Here is an 18,368-nt window from a genome sequence, read left to right as displayed (position 1 = left end):
ATTAAGATTAAAATAATATTTTCTATCAGATATATTAGTAAAATAAGATATTGCATAAGAGAGGTGAAAGACTATGAATGGAAGAATACTTGTGGTGGATGATGAACAGGAAATTGCTGATTTGGTGGAATTGTATTTGAAAAATGAAAACTATACCGTTTATAAATTTTATTCCGCAAAAGATGCTTTGGATTGTATTGCAAAGGACACGATCGACCTTGCGATTTTAGATGTTATGCTTCCCGACACAAGCGGCTTTGCAATTTGCCAGAAGATTAGAGAAAAATATACTTATCCTGTAATTATGCTTACAGCAAAGGAAGAAGAAATTGACAAGATTACAGGATTGACACTTGGCGCAGATGATTATATTACAAAACCTTTTCGCCCATTGGAATTAGTGGCAAGAGTTAAGGCGCAATTACGTAGGTATTGGAAATATAATAAGGTTTCAGAACAAGAAGAAAATATCATTATTCATTCTGGATTAGTCCTCAATATAGATACTCATGAATGTCTGTTGAATGAGCAGCCATTGACACTTACTCCTACTGAATTTTCAATATTGAGGATACTGTGTCAACGAAAAGGTAATGTTGTTAGCGCAGAAGAATTGTTCCATGAAATATGGGGCGATGAGTATTTTAGCAAAAGCAATAATACTATTACCGTCCATATTCGGCATTTAAGAGAAAAGATGAATGATTCCGTGGAAAATCCCAAATACATTAAAACCATATGGGGAGTGGGGTATAAAATTGAAAAATAAAAGAAAAAAGCCTGATTATATAAAATTAAAGCGTAAAATATTTTCGCAGATGCTATTGATTGTATTAGCTTCGGTTTTTGTTACTTTGTTTCTACGTTCTTTATGTAGAGGAAATATTGGAGAACTGGTTGTTCGATTTCTGGAACGTAGTTTTTTATTAGACTATGAGGATGCATTTACAATCTATCAATATACTTTTCGTAATAATTTAGATGTTTTTATGCTGATAACAATTATCATATTTTTTCTTATATTCTTTCGTTTTTTTCTTTCCTGGTTTACTAAATATTTTAATGAAATGAATGATAGTGTTGATGCTTTAATAAGAGATGAAAATAAAGTAATTGAAATGTCACCGGAAATGGATTTCATGGAAATCAAGTTAAATGCATTAAAGCAAACTTTAAAGATAAGAGAACAAAATGCGCAACAAGCAGAACAAAGGAAAAATGATTTGGTAATGTATTTAGCTCATGATATAAAGACTCCGTTGACCTCTGTTATTGGATATTTAAGTTTGCTTGATGAAGCTCCGGATATGCCTACTGAACAAAAGGCGAAATATGTACGAATTACCTTAGAGAAAGCATATCGTCTAGAAAATTTAATTAATGAGTTTTTTGAAATTACACGATATAATTTTCAAACAATGACATTAGAAAGAGAAACCATTGACCTATACTATATGCTGGTTCAAATGACAGATGAATTTTATCCGTTGCTTGAACCACATGGAAAACAAGCTGTGATCCATGCTGATGAAAACATGACAATATATGGCGATCCAGCTAAATTAGCAAGGGTATTCAATAATATTTTGAAAAATGCGGTTGCCTATAGTATAGATAACAGCATCATTGATATTTCAGCAGAGGTTCAGCAAAACAATGTTGTAATATCTTTTAGAAACACAGGAAAAACAATTCCTAAAGAAAAACTGAGCTACATATTTGAAAAGTTTTTTAGATTGGATGAAGCACGAACAACAAATACTGGAGGGGCTGGCTTAGGGTTGGCCATAGCAAAAGAAATTGTCACATTACATGGAGGGACAATTTCCGCGGAAAGCAGTAATGGTGTTACTGTTTTTACAGTCACCTTACCTGTTAAGCAGAATGAGTTGGAAGAAGAATAATATATTGTAGTCTCCAGCCTTAGTAAAATATTAATTTTTTCTTTATCTTTTCTTAATAATTAAACAATTTCATATTAAAGTATAGCCTGTTCATTTTCGATAGAATGGTTTTATCGATATGGGTAGGCTTTTTCTTTGTGGAAAGAAGAATGATTAATGCATTCACCATTCCAGGAAGCAGAGTATTTATGGTCAGTTTCTTAATAGTGCAAAATAGGCTATGAGCTTTAGTAAGAAATTGTTAGATTATTAGGGAGGAAATAAATATGTTAAAAAATGAAAAAATAAAGAAAAAAACTAGTTGCTCAAAAATCAGTATATTTATTTTGATGGTTACTTGTTTAATTATTTTGTTAATTCAAGGAAAATCGTTGCTGTTTAACGAACCGAAGTTACTTAAAAAATTTGATATCCTTCAACAAAACTATGTTGCTAAAATATCAGAGAAAAATCAAGAACTAAAAAAATATCAGAAACAACAAAGGAATGCTATTAAGACAAATAGGTTATATAGTTCAAATGCAATTTTATTAGATTTATCAGACAAGCAGGTGCTAATGGAAAGGAATTCTGAAGATAAGATATATCCGGCTTCATTAACTAAAATTATGACTGCTGTTGTTGTAATTGATACTGTATCAGATCTTAATAAAACAATGAAACTTTCATCTGATATTTTTCCAGAATTATATGCCTCAAAAGCTTCAATGGCTGGATTTTTGCCTAATGAGAAAGTAAAGATTATAGATTTACTGTATGGAGTCTTGCTGCCTTCTGGTGCAGAGTGCTGTATTGGATTAGCTAATGAAATTGCAGGTTCAGAAAAAAACTTTGTGAAGATGATGAATGAAAAGGCAGTTAAATTAGGAATGACAAATACACACTTTTCTAATTCAACAGGACTACAAGATAGCCAGCATTATACCACTGTAAAAGACATTGCTGTTTTATTACAGTATGCACTTCAAAAAGATGTGTTTCGTGAAATCTATACTAGTAGTAGATATAGTACTAAACCAACGAATCTGCATCCAGATGGAATAACTTTTAGCAGTACAATGTTTAAATATATGGACCATGCAGATATAACAGGAGGAAAAATATTAGGAGGAAAAACAGGATATACAGAAGAAGCAGGATTATGTCTTGCCAGTTTAGCAGTTGTGGATGGAAAGGAATATGCCTTGATAACTGCCGGAGCAAGCGGAAATCACGAGACAAAGCAATTCCACATTTTAGATGCCTTTAATGTATATAATCAGATAGGCAAATAAATTATTAGACTTGAATTATCCAAGGTTACAGCTGGAAGAAAAGGAAAAGCGGTATAACATCATAAAAAATGTTATGCCGTTTTTCTTGATTCAAATAAATCTTATTTTATTCAGTAGGTTCAAACTGGTCTTTGCCTACACCACATAAAGGGCATAGCCAGTCATCTGGAACGTCCTCGAAAGATGTTCCAGGGTTCACTCCGTTATCTGGATCACCTTGCTCAGGGTCATAAATATATCCACAAACAACACATAAATACTTTTGCATAATATTACCTCCTACTTTAACTAATAATATTAACAGTGTTTCACTTTTAAGTGAAATAATGCATAAAATTAATAATTTGTCATAGTATTATCTTACCAAGGTTGTATTTGTTTAGTCAGTAACCCTTGTTACGGAAAATTTAAATTATTTATAACATAATTATAACAAAATTTATACTACTAAGTCTATTGAAAATAACAAGATTTTACTATGCTAGCTTTATTCTATGAGTATTTGATCAAATATGACCATCTAAGCATTTAACCTCCACTTAAAACCAAGAATTCTGTTTATATATTAGAAAAATAGGCAAACTATTGATAACACAGATTAAATAAGTTTTGTATAAAAATTAAAATATAACAAAGTATTTAATAATAAAAGAGGTGTTATTATGAGTTTTAAAATTAATGATAAAGTTACTTGGGTAGGTAAAATAGATTGGGAGATTAGAAGATTCCATGGTGAGGAATACTCAACACATAAAGGTTCATCTTACAATTCCTATTTAATAAGGGATAAAAAAACCGTATTAATAGATACAGTATGGAAACCATTTGCTAAAGAATTTGTAGATAACTTAAAGAAAGAAATTGATTTAAAAGAAATTGACTACATAATTGCAAATCATTCTGAGCCTGATCACAGCGGAGCACTTCCAGAATTGCTTAAAGAAATACCTAATGTTCCTATTTACTGCACTAAAAATGGTGCTAAATTACTTAAAGGACATTATCATGAAGACTGGAACTTCGTTGAGGTTAAAACTGGAGACACATTAGAAATTGGAGAAAATAAATTAATATTTGTTGAAGCAAGAATGCTTCATTGGCCAGACAGTATGTTTACATATCTAACCGGTGAAAACATATTATTCAGTAACGATGCCTTCGGCCAACATTATGCTTCAGAGCTTATGTATAATGATTATGTTGATAATGCTGAGTTGTATCAGGAAGTAATAAAATATTATGCGAACATTTTAACTCCATTCAGCACACTTGTGGAAAAGAAAATAGATGAGGTACTTAGTTTGAATTTGCCTGTTAACATGATTTGTCCTAGTCATGGTATCATTTGGAGAGACAATCCACTTCAAATTGTTAATAAATATCTAGAATATGCAAGAAATTATCAGGAAAATCAAGTTACTATTATATATGACAGCATGTGGAATGCTACAAGAAGAATGGCTGAGATGATAGCTGAGGGGATAAAATCCGCTAATAGTGACATAGCTATTAAGATATTTAATTCTTCAAAATCTGATAAAAATGATATTATCACTGAAGTTTTTAAATCTAAAGCTATATTGGTAGGTTCTTCAACAATAAATAAAGGAATACTTTCTTCAACAGCTGGAATTTTAGAAATGATAAAGGGGCTTAGTTTTAAAAATAAGAAAGCAGCAGCTTTTGGAAGTTACGGGTGGGGTGGAGAATCAGTAAAGATGATTACTGAAGAACTCAATAAAGCTGGTTTAGAAGTAGTAAATGAAGGTATAAGAGAATTATGGTATCCAGGCGATGAGGAAGCACAGAGATGTAAGGCTTTCGGAGAAAATTTTGCAAATACATTATAGAATCCAAAACTATAGGAGGATGTGATAAAGTTCACTTTCGAGTTAGTTTACCTATAGCTGTAGAAATAAAAAAGATGTGCTGCTGCACATCTTTTTTTTGTCAAGTTGTATCTTGGAAAGTGAAATATCTTCGTATATTTCCGTCAGTTTACGGTAGTATTTTTAACAATGAATATAAGAATATTGTTTTAATTCGGTATTTTAAAACATATCAAATGGATGTATTTTAAATTTAGAGTTATATATTTAAATTATGCATAAAATATAATGTTAAACACTTTAAAAAATTGTTAACATTTAGTATAATTTTTATATGAGGTAGTTATGTTTTTGATCAATATAATAATTTGCTGAATTTTGTATTAATCTAACTATGTTAAATAATATACGATAAATTAAATTATAAAAAACTAAAAGCTTCATAAAATAAAAACTTCAAATTTGCAATGAATTAATAACTTAAGAGGAGGCACTATATGAAAATAAAAAGTAAATTTATAATACTTTTCACTAGTTTTGCAATAATACCCTTAATTATAGGTGGAATTCTAATATATTTTATAAATAGTAAAATAAATATTGAAGATGCAAAGAATACTCTTATAAATCAAGAAAAGGCTGTAAAAATGTCATTAGAAAATTTGGAATCTATAATGGAGAAAATAGGGAATGAAATGTCTTATTCTAAAAACACTATAGACTATTTGAATGATCTAAATACAGGCAAATTAAATCCAACATTAGAAGCATCAATTATAAGTGAATTTAAAAGATACCAAAGTCATTACGGATTTTATGAAAATATAGCATTAATTAGCAAAGATGGTGTAGGGATATTGGACGCTACTGGAACATTAGCAGGAAAAGATTTAAGTAGCATGAATTACTTTACAGAGGTTAAAAAACAAAAAAGAACTTATGTTAGTCAAGTAAAGGAAAGTATCACAACTAAAAAACCCATTTTTGTTATATCAGAACCTGTATTAGACAATAGCGGTGAATTGATAGGAGTAATAATTCAAACAGTAGATTTAAAATTATTGTCCAAGCAATATATTGCCAATAATAAAATTGGGGAAACAGGATATTTGTATATACTTCAAAATGATGGTACGACTGTAGCACATCCAATAGAAGATGAACTACTTAAGAAGTCTGTTGCAAATACGGATTTTGGTAAAAAAATAATTTCAACGAAAAAAGGCATAATTCAATATAACTATAATGGAGTAGAAAAGCTATCAGCCTATGATTACAATGAAAGCTTAGGTTGGATCTTTGTAGCTACTGTACCGACAAGTGAACTTACTAAGTCTAATATAACTATAGTAAAAGTGTTATTATTAATAGCTCTTATCGGAGGAATTTTATCAGTGCTATTGGCAATGTTCATTGGCAAAAATGTATCGAAACCAATAGAAAAAGTTTCACAATCCATGGATGAAATAGCTCAAGGGGATTTTACCATTAGAGTAAATAGTATAGGTAAAGATGAAATAGCAAATATGTCAAATAAGTTAAATGACACATTAAATACTATTGGCGAATCTTTAGGTTTAGTGAAAAATGCATCTTTGCAGCTTGGAGAATCGGCATCAACTCTTTCTACTATATCGGAGGAGATGGTAGCATCAGCTAGTGAGGTCTCCTGTTCTATACAGGAGGTGTCGCAAAGTGCAGCATCTCAAGCAGGTGAAATATCAGATGTTGTAAGTTCTTTAATGACTTTAACAGAAGAAATCGATATAGTTAGTAAAAAGCTTGCTGAGGTAAGAGAAAGTGTAAAAGATACTGAAATTAAGGCCGTAGAAGGCGAAAGCAAGATTTATGAGTTAATTAATATTATTGTAGCAATAAAACAATCCTATGATGTAGTACTTCAAAAAGTTAGCGGGTTATCTACTACAGTTTTTGAAATAGGCAAAATAACGGATATTATAAGTAATATATCTGAACAGACAAATCTTTTAGCGCTAAATGCTTCAATTGAAGCTGCAAGAGCAGGAGAACGCGGGAAAGGTTTTACAGTAGTTGCAGAAGAAGTAAGAAAGTTAGCTGAAGAGTCGAGCAGCTCATCAAAAAGAATAATAGATTTAGTGAAATCTATAACAGATGAAACTCAAGAAGTCATTGAAAATTCCAATAAAGTTGGAGAATTACTTGAGGATCAAGCAGTAACTGCTAATGATACAATAATATCTTTTGGAGACATTATTTCTTCCATGAAAGACGTTCCGAAATCAATAGAAGAAACAGCGAATACTCTAAGTGATACAATAGATGGAAACAAGGTAGCTTTAGAAAAAATTCAAAGGATATCCTCAGCAGCACAAGATATTTCAGCTGCTTCAGAAGAAATATCCTCTTCTTCAGAAGAATTATTAACCTCTTCTAATGAAGTATCACGTATGGCAGATAGAGTAGACAAAGATTCCGAAGAGCTTAGGGAGAAAACAAACTTATTTAAGGTTGAATAAAATAAAAAGATCATTAAAAGGTAATTGAAAAGTACTTTTTAATGGTCTTTTTATTTTTTGTTTTTAAGCAGGCATACAAAATCTTAAGCAGGCATCCAAAATCTATGATTTTGAGATAGTCGCTTACACAGAGTGCTGATTTTGATATGATCGGTTAAGTAGCGAACCCAAATCTGTGATTTGGAGTGAGTCACTTACTCAGCGAGTACTCATTCGACAATAGGAGAAGGAGTTTCATAAATAATATATATTTATGTGCAAAAAAGTATTGTTACTTTTTTAACCTATTTTTGATAGAACTCCAAATTTAGCTAAAATTTCTTTAAATAATAATGTAAATGTGAGCAAATTAATGAAAAGTAAAGTTAATTAAGTGTAACTCGGTACTCAATAAAATTGACATATAAGTAGTTTATTGATATAAATAATATAGCACATTTCGTTAATGTGTTATATATAATGTACTAAATAATAATATTATTGCATAAAATAATATTAAATAATATATTTATGATACATAAGTAATAAATTACTTTTTAGGAGGAGAGTTTATGTCTATAAATATTGCTATTAACGGTTTTGGAAGAATAGGAAGAGCGGTATTGAGAATTGCTCAAGAAAGAATGGATGAGGATGTAAGGATAGTTGCTATAAATGCTAGAGCAGATAGTAAAACTTTAGCACACTTATTTAAATATGATTCTTGCTATGGAAGATTTAACGGAACTGTTGAAACTACAGATAATTCCATGATTATAAATGGTAATGAAATAAAGATATTAAATGTAAATGATCCTGAAAATCTACCTTGGGAAAAACTTAATGTTGATATAGTTATAGAGTCAACAGGAATATTTAAAGATAAAGAAAAGTTAATGAAGCACGTTAGAGCTGGAGCTAAGAAGGTAATTATAACTGCGCCAGCAAAAGGTGAAGATATAACTGTAGTTATGGGAGTTAATGAAAAGGATCTAGATGCTGAAAAGCACGTTGTTATATCAAATGCATCTTGTACTACAAACTGTTTAGCTCCTTTTGCTAAGGTTTTAGATGATAAGTTTGGAATAGTTAAAGGTTTAATGACTACTATACATTCATATACAAACGATCAGAGAATTTTGGACAAAACTCATAAGGACTTAAGAAGAGCTAGATCAGCTGGAGAATCTATAATTCCGACTACTACAGGTGCTGCAAAGGCTGTTGAAAAAGTATTACCAAACCTTAAAGGTAAGCTAAATGGATTTTCAGTTAGAATACCAACACCAACAGTGTCACTTACAGACTTAGTTTGTGAGCTTTCAAAATCTGTTACTGTTGAGGAAGTCAATAATGCCTTTAAGGAAGCAGCAGAAGGATACATGGAAGGAATATTAGGATATTCTGAAGAACCGCTTGTATCAATAGATTATAAAGGTGATGATAGATCATCAATAGTAGATGGACTTTCAACTATGGTTATCAGTGAAAACATGATAAAGGTTGTATCATGGTATGATAACGAGTGGGGATATTCCACTAGAACTGTTGATTTAGTAAATTATACAGCAAACTTAATGAAACAACAAAGCGAATGCAGTGTTATGATGGCAGCTAATCAATAAAAGTTGTTGGTTTCCCAAGGGGAAACCTCAACTTTTTTTATTCCATCATTATACATATATACTATAAAAAAGAATATAATAGTAATTGTATAAGCTTTTTTAAATTTAATCATATTTTTTAGAAGGAAAAGAAGCAAAAATGTAGAAATTATTAATTAGGTTCAATATTTGAAAACAACAGTTTAGGGGGTAATTATATGGCGGATTTAAGTGTAAATCTACGCGGCATTAAATTGAAAAACCCAGTTATGCCAGCTTCGGGACCACAGGTTAGAGATGCTAAACATATGATGGAGTGCGTACGACAGGGAGTTGGAGCTGTAGTAACAAAAACTATATCTGAAATACCTGCCAAGATTCCGAAACCTTTTCTTCAAGAAACAAAGCATGGAGCATTTTTATATAGTGAATTATGGTCAGAAATTCCTGTTGAGCAGTGGGTACAAAAAGAATATAAATTGTGTAAAGATTGTGGTGTACCTTTTATCATAAGCTTAGGATATACAGCGGAAGATATAGAAAAATTAGCACCTTTGGTTGCTCCGTATGCAGATATAATTGAAATATCAACTCACTATATGGAACAAGACATAGAACCTGTAATAAAATCTATGCAGGCAGCAAGAAAGTTTGATAAGCCTGTTTATATAAAAATAAATCCAGGTATAACTAAAATAGGTTGGTATGTAAAGAGATTGGTAGAAGAAGGGGCAGATGGATTTGTAGCAGTAAATTCTTTAGGACCTTGTCTCCATATAGATGTAGAAACAGGACTTCCTTATCTAGGGAATGAAAAGGGATATGGATGGCTATCTGGTAAAGCCTTAAACCCAATAGCATTAAGATATGTATACTCTATATCGAATTCTGTTAAAGTTCCTGTAATAGGAGTAGGAGGAGTTTCTAGTGGAGAAGATGTAGTTGCAATGATAATGGCTGGAGCATCTGCAGTTCAGCTTTGTACAGCAGCTATACTAGAAGGACCAGAAGTATATTCTAGAATAATTAAGGAATTAGATGAATGGCTTGATAAGCATAATTATAACAGCTTAGATGAAATAAGAGGATTAACTGCAATAAAAATGAAGGAACGAAAGATTAACAAAGAACCTGGTTTACTACAGGTAAACAAAGAAAAGTGCACATCCTGTGGCAAATGTGTTAAAAGCTGTTCTTATAGTGCAATAACTATTGAGGATAAAGCCCATATAGATCAGAATAAGTGTTTTGGATGTGGTCTTTGCTTAACAAAATGTAACGATGCAGCTATAAATTATATAAAGTAATAATAAGTAATAAAAAACTTGTGACGCAAGATAAAAATTTTGCGTCACATTTTTATAGGAAAAGTAACTTTCAGCCTAGTGCCCTTTACATGAAGTTATCCTATAAAGACATGTATTTTACATTTACACCTTCAACGTCAAGAAGCTCTTTTTCCAGCTCTTTAACTTTATTTTCATCAGAATTAATATGTAAGAGTATAAGACCCCGTTCTGAGCAAAAATCTGTTGATGTTTCATGAAGCCCAATTCTTGTTTTGATAATACAGCCATGTTTTGTCAGCACTGTCTGAACTTGTGGCGCATGATCACTTCTTGGATCAATGGTTAATGCCATAATAGTTGTTTCCATAACTAACATCTCCTTTAAAACAATTATTCGTATTTCTCAACTTAGTATAACCTTATAAAGGAAAATAAATATATAAATCATGAAAAAATTATTATTAATTTTTAACTTTTTAAATTAATATGGGAAAACATGCATATACATTTAGTGAAACAGGAAAATATGCTAACCTTTTAAGTTAGATATAAAGGAGATGTTTTATGGCTTCAATTAATTTTGAATTAAGTGAGTTGGTGGACATTTTCACTAAAGGAGTTAAAATACCTGATCAGATAAAACAAATTTGCTGTGAACGTAACAAAATAAAAGTTACAATTTCTCCAGGAATGTTGGCACCTAATTTTAATTTATTTTTAACATATGATAAATTCTACAAAGGGAAGATTGTATTTAAGGTTTCTTCTAAAGGTTCAACAGATTTAGTAATTTCTCTGCTAGATAAATTGGGATTTAGTATAAGTGGAAACCTATGTGAATTTAATGCAAAACATTTTACTGTAGACATAAATGATTATCTAAAGGATAAGTTCAGTTTCATAGAGGTTAAGGACATTATTAATAATAACAGTAAATTTAGCATAATACTTAAACATAATTCTTAAAACCCTTCACTAAGAATGACACAAAGTTTTTAAATCTACCTTCAGCTTTGAAAACATAGCCCGACCTATAAGCTAACTTTCTAGTTAGGTTTCTTATAGAATAAAAATAAAGAGGTAGATGTAATCAATACATCTACCTCTTACTACTAACACTAAATGTATTAATAGCTTCCGGAAAGAATAATGTGGATTAAGTGGTATAAAATAAAGGTTCTCACAAACCTAAAATATTCTTTATACCGCCACTTTAAACCTTCCTTATGCTACTTAGTGTATCCAGCTGATATCTTATTATTCAAGACTTATTTAGTGGCTAAATGGCACTAATGTATCTTCTTAGATAACTTGTGCAATAAAGGATATTCTATATGTCTTTTATTGCATCATTTATTTGTTCAAGTAAAAGATTTTTATCCATAGAATCTAAGTCTTCAATAGAGTTTATTAATGACAATATCTTATTTCTAGTTAAACTGAATTTTTGTGGTATGACTTCTGTATCAAAGGTATCTCCAGATTTAGCCACAAAGGTTGAATATCCTTTAGATATTAAAAGTTCATTAAAACTAGACATTGCTGAGGTGTCTCCATGAACTAATAAAACTTTTTCAGGTTTTGCTTTAAAGGCTTCTAACCATCCTAAAAGTCCGTTTCTATCTGCGTGTCCGGATAATCCATGTAGAGTGTATATTTTAGCATTAACTGCAATTTCTTCGCCAAATATTTTAACTTTTTTAGCGCCTTCTGAAATACTTCTACCTAGAGTACCTTCAGCTTGATATCCTACAAATACTATAGAAGATTCTTTTCTCCATAAATTGTGTTTTAAATGATGTTTTATTCTTCCTGCTTCGCACATACCACTAGCTGAAATTATAATTGCACCACTTTGAAGTTTATTTAGATTTACAGATTCTTCAGCAGACTTTGTAAATGTTAAACCTTTAAAACTTAAAGGGTCATCGCCGCTAGCTAAAAGTTTAGTTGCTTCTTCATCATAGTATTTGCGATATTTTGAAAAAATTGTAGTGGATTCTGAGGCTAAAGGACTATCTACATAAACAGAAACTCCCTTTAGAACATTTTCTTCAACATATTTGTTTAGAGTATATAGAACTTCTTGAGTTCTTCCTACTGCAAAGGATGGTATTATGACATTTCCACCTCGTTTTAAGGTATCCTTTATTATTTTAGCTAAATCTTCTAATTCCGATGATAAATTAGTGTGAAGTCTATCTCCATAGGTAGTTTCCATTAGGACATAGTCAGCGTAATCAATAATAGTAGGGTCTTTTAAAATAGGTATATCTTTATTTCCTAAATCCCCAGTATAAACCAACTTTGTTTGCTTTTTATTTTCATCTATTAGCATTTCTACAATAGCAGAACCAAGAAGATGACCTGCATCTCTAAATTTAACTTTAAAACCATCAAAAAGCTCAATCCACTGATCATAAGGATATCCTTTAAAAAGATACATAGTTACCTGAGCTATTTTTGCAGTATATAAAGGTTCAATTGGAGGAAGTCCTTGCCTCAATCTTTTTCTATTTTTCCATTCCGCTTCTGACTCAAGTATATGTCCACTATCGGCCAACATAACACTACATAGATCTAAAGTACCTTCAGTGCATATAACGTCTCCTTTAAAGCCCTGTTTATATAAAAGGGGAATTCTTGCACTATGATCAGTATGTGCATGACTTAAAATAACATAATCTATATCCTTAGGATTAAAATTAAAGGTTTCATTTCCTCTTTCTCTTTCATCTTTTCCTTGATACATTCCACAGTCTAATAGAATGTTTTTATCCTTTACTTTTAGAAGATGGCATGAACCAGTGACACAACCTGCAGCGCCATAAAATTCTATTTTCATACAAATTCCTCCTTAAGCTTGTTGTTATGTATATTATATCATGAAATTTTTAATTTTTAAAATATTAAAAAAGGGAAAATCATTATTAATGAGTTATATATATTAGATTTTGGCGTTGGACTTGTTCACTAGCCTATATTTTCAAAGCTTAGTTCATTAAAATTTTTAAGTTACTCTAAATCTTGTGTTTGTATGACTAATATAATTTAAGTAAATAATCAAAATAATATTGTAGCAAACGACTTAAATTATTTTGGATATTGTGGTAAAATTTATCTGATGACTACCCGCTTTAATACTCCCACAGGTACTCTGTATAAGCGATCATCCCAAAATCATATATTTGGGTGCATATTTGAGATTTGAAATATTTATATTTTTTAGTGGAAGTAAAGATCGGCAACGTCCCTGGATAACGATTTCCCCTAAAGGATAAAGCCTTCTAAGTGCTAAAGACACTAAGAAGCCTGTTAATAAGCATCATGTTGAATTAAAATTCCATATGATGCTTAGAAATCTGTTAATATTTAAATAAATTGTTGGTTTATGAAAATATACACAAAGTATGAAAGGAAGGACATAAAAATGGGAGATAAGAGACTTAACAAACTTGCAAAACTTTTAGTGAATTATTCTACTGAAGTAAAAGAGGGAGATTTTGTATTAGTTGGCTGTGAAGATATAGCTGAGCCTTGGATGAGAGAGGTAGTTAAGGAAGCTATAAAAGCAGGGGCACATGTAGAAACCATGCTTGAATCTCATGAAGTTAAAAACATAAAACTAAAGTACAGTAGTGAAAAACAGCTTGAAGAAGAGTATTTCATACAAAGAACAGCTCTGGAAAAAGCGGATGTATGGCTTACAGCTTGGGCAACAAGAAATACCAGGGTTAACTCAAATATACAAGCAGATAAGTTACAGTTAGCTGCTAAAGGAGCTTCTAGCTGGAGAAAAATTTATTCTGAACGTACAGGAGATGGTTCACTTAGATGGTGTGGGACTCAATATCCTACTTATGCAGATGCACAAGAGGCTTTAATGAGCCTAGAAGAATATGAGGACTTTGTATATGGTGCAGGTCTTTTAGATATGGAAGACCCAGTTGCAGAATGGAAAAGAATAAGCAAAGAACAGGAGAGATGGGTAAAATACTTAGATAAAAAGAAGGAGCTGCATATAATTTCTGATGATACTGATATAAGTGTAAATATTGAAAATAGAAAATGGATTAATTGTGATGGAAGAGTTAACTTTCCAGATGGAGAGATATTCACTTCTCCAGTAGAGGATAAAATAAATGGCTATATTACTTTTAGCTTTCCAGGCATTTATATGGGAAAAGAAATCGAAGGTATAAGGCTTGAAGTGAAAGATGGAAAGGTAATTAAGGCTACAGCTAAAAAAGGAGAGGAGTTGCTTCAAAAATTACTTTCTATAGATGAAGGTGCGTCAAGATTTGGAGAGGTAGCAATAGGAACAAATTATGGCATAGAAAAATTTACAAGAAATATGCTATTTGATGAGAAAATCGGTGGAACAGTTCATATGGCTATAGGAGATTCCATGGCCGATGCTGGTGGTAAAAATAAATCAAACATACATTGGGATATGCTTTGTGATATGAGAAATGGTGGTAAAATCTATGCTGATGGTGAGCTTTTCTATGAAAATGGAAAGTTTATAGAGGATGTATTAAAGTAACATAGCTGACTAAAATTATAACTTTATTAGAAAAGTAAAAAGGAGTGAATTAACACTCCTTTTACCATGTATATTTTCCTCTTCGTCTTTTTCTCTTTATATCCAGTATTTTCTTTACTGCAAAGGCTATAACTCCTAAGGAAGCTAACACTGCTAGTAAGGCAGCTCCATAAACAGGTAAGTTATTTTTCATTAATGCTCCTTTAGGTAAAGCAGAATATAATTTGTAATCCCTAGAAGCAGTTCTTTCTTTAATTGTTAATGTACCAATCGGATCAGTTCCTTTTAGGCTAGAAACTTTTATATCATTTAAGTTAACAACTTCTTTTAATTCTTTCTTATTTGTTGCGTTATCATAATAATTAATATCTTCCTTAATAGTTACAGGAACATCTATAGATTTTTCAGGTCCTACAAATACCAATGGTTTATATTTAACTGTCTTAGTAGTTATAACTGAATCTTTTTTGTGCAGGCTCGCAGGCTTTGCAGCATAGCTCCAGTCTATTACTTTCTTCATATCATCAAATACAAAAGCATCGTTTTGATCGTATACCGAATTCATTACAACACCTAGTATTTTTCTACCACCTCTATCATAAATCGCTACTAAACATCTTCCAGCAGGCACAGTATAACCAGTCTTTCCACCTATGCAGCCATCATTTCCAAGCAGCTTATTTCTATTTTCTATAAGAAAAGTAGTTCCACTAGAGGTTTTAATAGTGCTTTTCTGCTTTCCCATAGATTCTTTAACCCAAGGATTTTGGAAAGCTGCACGAGCTATAACACTTAAATCATAGGCAGTTGTATAGTGATTTGGGTCATGTAACCCGTTAGGTGTAACAAAATGAGTATTACTCAAATTTAATTTCTTAATTTCTTCATTCATCTTGTCTGAAAAGTCTTTAGCATCTTTACCTATATTTTCTGCAATCATATAGGCAACGTCGTTACCAGAATACAACAAAAGTCCATCCATTGCATTATCTGCAGACATTTTTTCACCTACCTCTATAGAGTGAAGGTTTAGACTTAAAGAGTATTCAGGTTGAGCTTTTGCATTTTGTGTATATGTAAGCATATCTGTTTTATTTTTATTTTCTGCAAGGAGAAGAGCTGTTAAAAGCTTAGTGGTACTAGCAGGATACATCTGCTTGTCTATATCCTTAGCATATATAATTTCACCAGTTTGCATATCTATTGTAACAGCGGCTTTACCATAAATTTGTGGGTCAGTTTTTTGGTTGTCGCCAGCGGCAAATACATTAATATTTAAAGAAAGTATAAAAATAAAAATTAACAAAATAGATAGTTTTTTCTGTTTCAATGTTCATCTCTCCATTTACCCTAAATTTGTGTACATATTTTACTAAAAATATTATAATTAAATCATAACAATTTTTAGTATATCACTTACAATAAAATTTGACAATCGACTATATTAAGCTAAATTCGTTAAATTTTATATATAAAGTTATTATGTAAAAGTAATTGAGCTATAATTTAAAATTACTTAATAAGGAGGACATTCATTTATGCTAGATAAAATACAAAACATATTTACTAATAGAGAAGCTGGAATAATAGGGCCATATAAGAAAAGTGCGGTAATGATTTTGCTCTGTGAAGATAATGGTGAAGCTAGTGTGATTTTTGAAGTCAGATCTTTGAATTTAAGACATCAGCCAGGAGATATATGTCTTCCAGGAGGTAAGTTAGAGAAGGGTGAATCTCCAGAAAAAGCCTCAATAAGAGAAACAATGGAGGAATTGAACCTTAAAAGGGAGGATATAGAATTTATAGGAAGTATGGATTACATTGTTACACCATATAATTTCATAATATATCCCTTTATAGCTAAAACAAATAAGTCCGAAATAGAACCTAATAAGGCTGAAGTCGATCATATTTTCAAAGTTCCTTTAAAATTCTTTTTAGAAGATTCACCTATGTTGCATGAACTTTCAATAATACCAGATCCAGGAAGCGAATTCCCTTATCATCTTATAAGGAATGGGAAAAATTATAAATTTAGAAGTGGTAAGATGCCAGAGTACTTTTATAAATATGATAATTATATAATATGGGGATTTACAGCATTAATTATAAAGTCTTTTGTTGATATAATTAAAAGAAATATATGAAAATAAAAGAAGGCAATCTTATGTAGATGCCTTCTTTTCTACTCTTGCAGCAAATATAAAGGATAGAACTATGAGAACTGCATATATTAATAAATATATTATTGGAACTAGTTGCACTCTAAATAAAAATTTTATAGAAGCAAAAATTATTATAGAGACTATAAACCAGAACATACATACATTAGCCATTCTACCATTTTTTATTCTCCAGCTTTCAGGATCTTTCATCTGTCCGATTATTTTATCTTTCTGAGGGCTATCAGGAGAGGTTTTAGTAACTAACAATTTAAAATATAAATAAGCTGCAATAGCTGCTATAGCAATTCCTAAAATATAATAGGAGAGAGATATACTTGTCAAATACATAATAACAACTCCTTTCATGAGTTTGATGATAATAGTTTAACCAAAAAATAAAAAATAAGTAGTAAATAGTTGTACTACTTATTTAGATTCGTATTTATCATAATAATCTCTGCCCCATTTGCACATAGTACCTAAGATAGGCATAAGGCTTTGTCCTTCTTCAGTCAAGGAGTATTCTACTTTTGGAGGTACCTGAGCATAAATTTTTCTATTTATCATGCCGTCTGCTTCTAGTTCCCTTAACTGCTGGGTTAGCATTTTCTGCGTAATTCCAGGAAGGGCTTTTTTAACTTCGCTGAATCTTTTTGTTCCGCCAACACCTAAATGCCATAGTATAAGTGTCTTCCACTTTCCGCCTATAATGTCCAATGTTAACTCCATTGAACAAGTGTACTCTTTGTTACGTATTTTCATAACATTACATCCTTTGTTCATAGTGATGCTCCTTTTAAAAATGTGTAGTATATTTTATATGCTTTTATACCTAATAGTTGTATAGGGTAATTAGTATATCACTACAAAATTATATCATTTAAGTATATTATATTCAAATTATTATATTTAGAAAAACTTTGTAACAAACATGAGAAGATTTTAAAAATTTAGTAAATTATATTCAATTTTCTAATTTGTTATTGTATAATAAAGTTAGCTTGAATTATATCTTTTGGGGAGAAGGTGTTGACTATGGATGAATGCCCATTTTTATCAACTTATGACAAAGATGTAGAGTGCTTTAAAGGATGTGCTCTATATAACTATAAGGATACTGGAGGGATTTGCCCTTTCAAAAAAGTCTCTCAATATTCATGTGAAGCATTAGGAAATAGAAATGATTTAGTGGAATTATATGAAAAAGATTTTCCCTTCATAGGAAAGTCATTTTTCGAAGAAAGAAATCAATATTTTTAGCACAATAAAAGGACAGACTA

The 18,368-nt window shown here is 31.0% G+C and carries 17 protein-coding genes; 11 read left to right on the top strand and 6 right to left on the bottom strand.

The genetic code is table 11. From position 1 onward, the window contains the following. The first annotated feature begins 73 nt into the window (after positions 1-73). The 3 genes from vanR to ACZ5N4_RS16550 all read left to right on the top strand — a co-directional run bounded on the left by vanR (position 74) and on the right by ACZ5N4_RS16550 (position 3,178). Positions 74-769: a VanR-ABDEGLN family response regulator transcription factor gene (vanR, locus tag ACZ5N4_RS16560; protein ID WP_464203601.1), complete on the top strand. Its 696-nt coding sequence runs from the start codon at positions 74-76 to the stop codon at positions 767-769. Next, the gene (gene vanS, locus ACZ5N4_RS16555; protein ID WP_464210987.1) at positions 753-1,904 is read left to right on the top strand and encodes a vancomycin resistance histidine kinase VanS; all 1,152 of its coding nucleotides are present in this window, start codon (positions 753-755) and stop codon (positions 1,902-1,904) included. Before vanR ends, vanS begins: the two co-directional genes overlap by 17 nt. Before the next feature lie 266 nt (positions 1,905-2,170). After that, on the top strand, positions 2,171-3,178 hold the full coding sequence (locus tag ACZ5N4_RS16550; protein WP_464203600.1) for a D-alanyl-D-alanine carboxypeptidase family protein: 1,008 nt from the start codon (positions 2,171-2,173) through the stop codon (positions 3,176-3,178). 106 nt (positions 3,179-3,284) lie between these two features. On the opposite strand, the gene rd is transcribed toward ACZ5N4_RS16550, so the two are convergent. Then, positions 3,285-3,446: a rubredoxin gene (gene rd / locus ACZ5N4_RS16545; protein WP_211144775.1), complete on the bottom strand. Its 162-nt coding sequence runs from the start codon at positions 3,444-3,446 to the stop codon at positions 3,285-3,287. Between the two features lie 394 nt (positions 3,447-3,840). Here rd and ACZ5N4_RS16540 point away from each other — a divergent pair, with 394 nt between their 5' ends. The 4 genes from ACZ5N4_RS16540 (at position 3,841) to ACZ5N4_RS16525 (ending at position 10,395) form a co-directional block, all read left to right on the top strand. Beyond that, the gene (locus tag ACZ5N4_RS16540; protein ID WP_464203599.1) at positions 3,841-5,028 is read left to right on the top strand and encodes an anaerobic nitric oxide reductase flavorubredoxin; all 1,188 of its coding nucleotides are present in this window, start codon (positions 3,841-3,843) and stop codon (positions 5,026-5,028) included. Between the two features lie 476 nt (positions 5,029-5,504). Beyond that, positions 5,505-7,505, top strand: coding sequence for a methyl-accepting chemotaxis protein (locus tag ACZ5N4_RS16535; protein ID WP_464203598.1), 2,001 nt, complete (start codon positions 5,505-5,507; stop codon positions 7,503-7,505). Between the two features lie 551 nt (positions 7,506-8,056). Beyond that, complete coding sequence (gap, locus tag ACZ5N4_RS16530; protein ID WP_464203597.1) at positions 8,057-9,109, top strand: type I glyceraldehyde-3-phosphate dehydrogenase; 1,053 nt, start codon at positions 8,057-8,059, stop codon at positions 9,107-9,109. Between the two features lie 197 nt (positions 9,110-9,306). Further along, a complete protein-coding gene (locus ACZ5N4_RS16525) occupies positions 9,307-10,395 on the top strand; it encodes a 4Fe-4S dicluster domain-containing protein (RefSeq protein ID WP_464203596.1) in 1,089 nt (362 codons plus the stop codon). 100 nt (positions 10,396-10,495) lie between these two features. Here ACZ5N4_RS16525 and ACZ5N4_RS16520 read toward each other — a convergent pair whose 3' ends face one another. Continuing rightward, a complete protein-coding gene (locus tag ACZ5N4_RS16520) occupies positions 10,496-10,729 on the bottom strand; it encodes a CPF_0552 family protein (RefSeq protein WP_464203595.1) in 234 nt (77 codons plus the stop codon). Positions 10,730-10,941: 212 nt separating this feature from the next. On the opposite strand from ACZ5N4_RS16520, the gene ACZ5N4_RS16515 reads away from it, so the two are divergent. Beyond that, positions 10,942-11,343, top strand: a complete 402-nt coding sequence (locus tag ACZ5N4_RS16515; RefSeq protein ID WP_464203594.1) for a hypothetical protein — start codon at positions 10,942-10,944, stop codon at positions 11,341-11,343. A gap of 364 nt (positions 11,344-11,707) precedes the next feature. Here ACZ5N4_RS16515 and ACZ5N4_RS16510 read toward each other — a convergent pair whose 3' ends face one another. Next, a complete protein-coding gene (locus tag ACZ5N4_RS16510) occupies positions 11,708-13,222 on the bottom strand; it encodes an MBL fold metallo-hydrolase RNA specificity domain-containing protein (RefSeq protein ID WP_464203592.1) in 1,515 nt (504 codons plus the stop codon). Between the two features lie 585 nt (positions 13,223-13,807). Between ACZ5N4_RS16510 and ACZ5N4_RS16505 the strand changes: the two genes are divergently transcribed. After that, on the top strand, positions 13,808-14,923 hold the full coding sequence (locus tag ACZ5N4_RS16505) for an aminopeptidase (RefSeq protein ID WP_464210985.1): 1,116 nt from the start codon (positions 13,808-13,810) through the stop codon (positions 14,921-14,923). 61 nt (positions 14,924-14,984) lie between these two features. Here the strand turns inward: ACZ5N4_RS16505 and ACZ5N4_RS16500 are convergent, their stop codons facing one another. Beyond that, complete coding sequence (locus ACZ5N4_RS16500; protein WP_464203591.1) at positions 14,985-16,253, bottom strand: D-alanyl-D-alanine carboxypeptidase family protein; 1,269 nt, start codon at positions 16,251-16,253, stop codon at positions 14,985-14,987. Positions 16,254-16,461: 208 nt separating this feature from the next. Here ACZ5N4_RS16500 and ACZ5N4_RS16495 point away from each other — a divergent pair, with 208 nt between their 5' ends. Continuing rightward, positions 16,462-17,070 (top strand): NUDIX hydrolase, encoded by a 609-nt coding sequence (locus ACZ5N4_RS16495; protein ID WP_464203590.1) that lies wholly within the window; start codon positions 16,462-16,464, stop codon positions 17,068-17,070. Between the two features lie 18 nt (positions 17,071-17,088). Here the strand turns inward: ACZ5N4_RS16495 and ACZ5N4_RS16490 are convergent, their stop codons facing one another. Together ACZ5N4_RS16490 and ACZ5N4_RS16485 are read right to left on the bottom strand one after the other, a co-directional pair. After that, positions 17,089-17,436, bottom strand: coding sequence for a hypothetical protein (locus ACZ5N4_RS16490; protein ID WP_464203589.1), 348 nt, complete (start codon positions 17,434-17,436; stop codon positions 17,089-17,091). A gap of 78 nt (positions 17,437-17,514) precedes the next feature. Beyond that, positions 17,515-17,871 (bottom strand): winged helix-turn-helix transcriptional regulator, encoded by a 357-nt coding sequence (locus ACZ5N4_RS16485; protein ID WP_178907748.1) that lies wholly within the window; start codon positions 17,869-17,871, stop codon positions 17,515-17,517. Between the two features lie 252 nt (positions 17,872-18,123). On the opposite strand from ACZ5N4_RS16485, the gene ACZ5N4_RS16480 reads away from it, so the two are divergent. Next, a complete protein-coding gene (locus tag ACZ5N4_RS16480) occupies positions 18,124-18,348 on the top strand; it encodes a hypothetical protein (protein WP_464203588.1) in 225 nt (74 codons plus the stop codon). Positions 18,349-18,368: the final 20 nt, after the last annotated feature.

The organism is Clostridium nitrophenolicum, assembly GCF_055391695.1.
Note: the sequence above shows the minus strand (reverse complement) of the source record. Positions and strands in the feature narration are given on the sequence as shown.